This is a genomic window from Micromonospora sp. NPDC049580, assembly GCF_040675595.1.
Classification (GTDB): domain Bacteria; phylum Actinomycetota; class Actinomycetes; order Mycobacteriales; family Micromonosporaceae; genus Micromonospora.
Map to the genome: position 1 here is coordinate 1 of NZ_JBFAPG010000579.1, position 3,514 is coordinate 3,514.

Consider the following 3,514-nt stretch of genomic DNA (forward strand, 5'->3'; position numbering starts at 1 on the left):
CCGTCCCCGGCTCCGGGCGGTCAGGCTTGATCCCTCCGCCGGGGACGCTCGCCCCAGCCCCGACGTTGGTCGCGGTCCGCGCCTCCGTCGCGGTTCCTTCGGGGGTACGCCTCGACGCGCCGACCGTCTTGCGGAGCTGCAGCCGTCCCCGGGGCAGTTTGATGCCACTCGACTTCTCCGTGATGGCTCGGCTGTGTTGGCTGGGCGTAGCCGTGGGGTGTGGCTCGTTCGGTGGGGGTCGCGGCGGTCCGCGTACCCTGAATGGTCGGTGACCTGGCGCCTCGAAGGGGAGACGATGACCAAGCAGCCCGGCCGCGTCCCAGCCGCGGAGTCGGACCAGCCGGCGGTCGACGCGGCCTCCCCCGGCGGCCGACCGGTGTTCGCGCCCGGCGCGGCCGTGCTCGCGCTGCTGGCGCTCGGCTGGCTGGCCGCCATGCTCTGGTCGACCCGGGAGGCCATCACCTCGGCGGCGGCCGGCATCACCGCGATCAGCCTCTCCGCGTTCGCCCTGCCCGGTGTGATCTCGGCCGCGCTGGTGGCCGGGGCCGCCACCGCCCTGGCCGGCGGCAACCTGCTGACCCGGCGGTACGGCGACGGGGCGACCCTGCGCTTCGTCGGTGCGATCGGCGCGGGCATGGTGGTCGGGCTGATCGCCGCGCTGGCGATCAACCTCACCTACTTCGACACCTCGACCACCAACGTGATCGCCGGGACGACGGCGGCCGCCGCGATCATCGGCGGGGCGATCGCCGGCGCGCGAACGGCCCCGGCGGTCGGTGCGGTGGTGACCGCCGCGCTGGGCGCGCTGGTCTTCGTGGTGGCGTTCAGTCGTGCCCGGGACCCGCTGTTCGACCTCTTCGGCGCGGGCGACAGCCAGCAGTCGCTTGTCGACGCGGCCAAGTGGGTGTCGCGCACCGAGTCGCTCATCGCCGGTCTGCTGGCCGGGCTGCTCGCCTTCGGCTACCTCACCTGGGCGCGGCGGCGAGCCCTGCGGCGCGATCCGCAGACGCCCGCGCTGCGCTGGCCGGCCTACCTGCTCGCCGGCGCCGGGCCGGGCCTGCTCCTGCTGCTCGCCGAGGTGATCATCCGGATCGGCGGCCGGTCGCTGCTGGACCTGGCCAGCGCGCTCAGCGAGGCGGACGCGGTGGCGCAGACGTCGCTGGGCACCTCGCGGGTGGACAACGGCATCTGGATGCTCTTCGTGGGGGCGCTGACCGCGCTCATCGCGTTCGGCCGCACGCTCGGCCCGGCGCACACCGACGACGACCCGGCCGTGGCCGACGGTCCCGGCACCACGCCGCCGACAGCCAGGAACGAGACCGACACCGACGAGGACGAGGACGAGGCGGACACGACCGCTCACGACGCCGTCGACGCCGACCCGGCCCGGTGACCGCTACCGGCTCGCCTGTTCGCTGCCGGCCTGCTGAGCGCTGGCCGGCCTGCTGAGCGCTGGCCGGTCGCCTGAGCGCGGGCGGCCCGCTGTTTGCTGCTGGCTCAGTCGGTGGCGCGGAGCAGCAGGTCCAGCTCGGTCACGTCGTACCACTCCAGCTCGTGATCCTCGGCCCCGTCGACGGTGAACTGGGCGTCCGGGTCGCCGGCAGCGGCCTCGGCCACCACGTCGGCCGCGGCGGCGACCTCCTCGACGGCGTCCGCGCCGTCCACGTGGATCGCCGCGACGGCCCCCACCGGCACGGTGTCGGCCAACGTCACCAAGCTGGACCCCAGCTCACCATCGCCACGGCCGAGCGCGGCGGACGGCAGGTCGACCGAGACGACCACGCGGCGGCGGGGCGCGGCCGGATCGGCCCTGAGCAGGTGCAGCGCGTCCTGGGCAGCCCGGGTGAACGCGACGTACTCCAACTCCTCCTCGTCACCCTCGGCGTACCACTCGCGCAGCGCGGGCGTCACCGCATGCGCCCGGTCGGCGGTCAGCCCCTGCTCGCGCAGGCGGGTCAGCATGGGTACGGTCGCCGGCACGTACACCCGGACAAGCTCGTCGGTCACCGGTCGTCTCCCCGCTCGGTCCTGTGCCGGCGGCAGCCGGCACGGGCGCAGATCATGCCGCACGCCGTGACCGTCATACACCCCGCCTCCGGCCGGTGGAAGTTTCCCGCCGGTGTGTCCGGCGCCGGTTGACCCGCTGCCGGGACGGGGATGCTGGGCGGGGAGCCCTACCGATGGCAAACTGATGCAAACGACGTCAACCCCGGGAGTTTTCGTGGAGCCGAGGTTCCTGCTGCTCTCCGACGTGGCCGCCGAGCTGAACGTGTCGGACTCGCAGGTCTACCACATGGTCCGCAGCGGGGAACTGCCGGCGATCAAGATCGGCGGACGCGGTCAGTGGCGGGTCGAACGCGCCCGGCTGGAGGAGTACATCGCGCAGAAGTACGCCGAAACCGCCGACTGGGTACGCGGTAACCCCCTCGTCGACCGCGATCCGGAGTAGGTCCGGGCAGCGCCGCCCGACGCGCCTGCCACCTGCCGCCCCGACCCGCGTGATCCACTCCGTATCGCCGAAATGGGGCTGTCCGGCCCGCCGGGATACCGCGATGTCGGCGAACCCGAGTGGATCATGCCCGTGGGCGACGCGTCCGTCGCCGCAGGCATTGACCGAGGCCGTTCTGTCGCGCAGAATCGAGTCAGTCGGAGGCAAACGAAGGCAAACGCAAGATCAAAGGGAGCAGCGATGAGCGAGCGGCGACCCGGTCCCTCCCGGCCACCTGTGCGCCTGCGCCCCGTCCCGCCCATCGATCCGCCGTACCCCGACGAGACGTACTGGCCGGGGCCGACCCACGGCCAGCTCGCCCTCGACCTGTTCGCCTCGACACGACCGGATCCGGTCCGGCCGGCGGAGCGTCGCGCGACCCCACGCCGTACGCCTTCGCGGCCGGCCAGCCACCCGGGTGCGCCACTCCCACCGGCGACCGCGCCCGAGGCGACCCGGGCCGCACACCGCTTCGTCGGCACCTGCCTGGAGGTGGTCAACGGCTACCGCTCGCCGGCCCAGGTACGCCCGCTGCTCGACCCGGGCCGGGCCGTCGAACTGCTCACCGAACTCGCCCGGGCGACCGGGCGGGCCGGGCCGGCTCGCCGTCGGGCAACCCGGCCGGCTCTACGGCTGCTCCGGATGCGGGTGTGCGAGCCTCGGGAAGCCGCTGTGGAAGCGGCTGCCGTGGTGAGCGGCGCCGGTGGCCGGAGTTGGGCCATGGCGCTACGCCTGGAACACCGGCGAGGCCGCTGGCTGTGCACGGCCCTGCACGTCCTCTGACAACCCGCCGCTTGCTCTGCGTTGATCGACTCAACTTCCAGGAAGTCGCGGTATCAACCTGGCGCTGACACCCCGACTTCCAGGAAGCCGAGTTGATCTCCCGCCATCCCGCCATCCCGCCACCCCGGCCGCGGGCCACGGGCGACCCGGCCCCTCGGCCACGGGCCACGCGGCCACGGGCCACCCGGCCACGGGGGTCGGAGGACGGACGTGGCGGGATGGCGGGATGGCGGGAGATCAACT

General features: G+C 73.7%; 4 protein-coding genes. 3 read left to right on the top strand and 1 reads right to left on the bottom strand.

What is annotated here, in order from left to right:
• Positions 1-295: 295 nt before the first annotated feature.
• A complete protein-coding gene (locus AB0J68_RS29385) occupies positions 296-1,393 on the top strand; it encodes a hypothetical protein (RefSeq protein ID WP_363941799.1) in 1,098 nt (365 codons plus the stop codon).
• 104 nt (positions 1,394-1,497) lie between these two features.
• Here AB0J68_RS29385 and AB0J68_RS29390 read toward each other — a convergent pair whose 3' ends face one another.
• On the bottom strand, positions 1,498-2,007 hold the full coding sequence (locus AB0J68_RS29390) for a hypothetical protein (protein WP_354859062.1): 510 nt from the start codon (positions 2,005-2,007) through the stop codon (positions 1,498-1,500).
• A 184-nt stretch (positions 2,008-2,191) separates the two neighbouring features.
• Between AB0J68_RS29390 and AB0J68_RS29395 the strand changes: the two genes are divergently transcribed.
• Positions 2,192-2,449 (top strand): helix-turn-helix domain-containing protein, encoded by a 258-nt coding sequence (locus AB0J68_RS29395; protein ID WP_363941801.1) that lies wholly within the window; start codon positions 2,192-2,194, stop codon positions 2,447-2,449.
• A gap of 240 nt (positions 2,450-2,689) precedes the next feature.
• Positions 2,690-3,271 carry an Rv3235 family protein gene (locus tag AB0J68_RS29400; protein ID WP_355063077.1) on the top strand — a complete coding sequence of 194 codons (582 nt, stop codon included), beginning with the start codon at positions 2,690-2,692 and terminating at the stop codon, positions 3,269-3,271.
• The last annotated feature ends 243 nt before the right edge of the window (positions 3,272-3,514 follow it).

Bases quoted from the DNA above. Each gene is read 5' to 3' on its own strand.
- AB0J68_RS29385 (WP_363941799.1), top strand. From the start codon at position 296: ATGACCAAGCAGCCCGGCCGCGTCCCAGCCGCGGAGTCGGACCAGCCG.
- AB0J68_RS29395 (WP_363941801.1), top strand. From the start codon at position 2,192: ATGCAAACGACGTCAACCCCGGGAGTTTTCGTGGAGCCGAGGTTCCTG.
- AB0J68_RS29400 (WP_355063077.1), top strand. From the start codon at position 2,690: ATGAGCGAGCGGCGACCCGGTCCCTCCCGGCCACCTGTGCGCCTGCGC.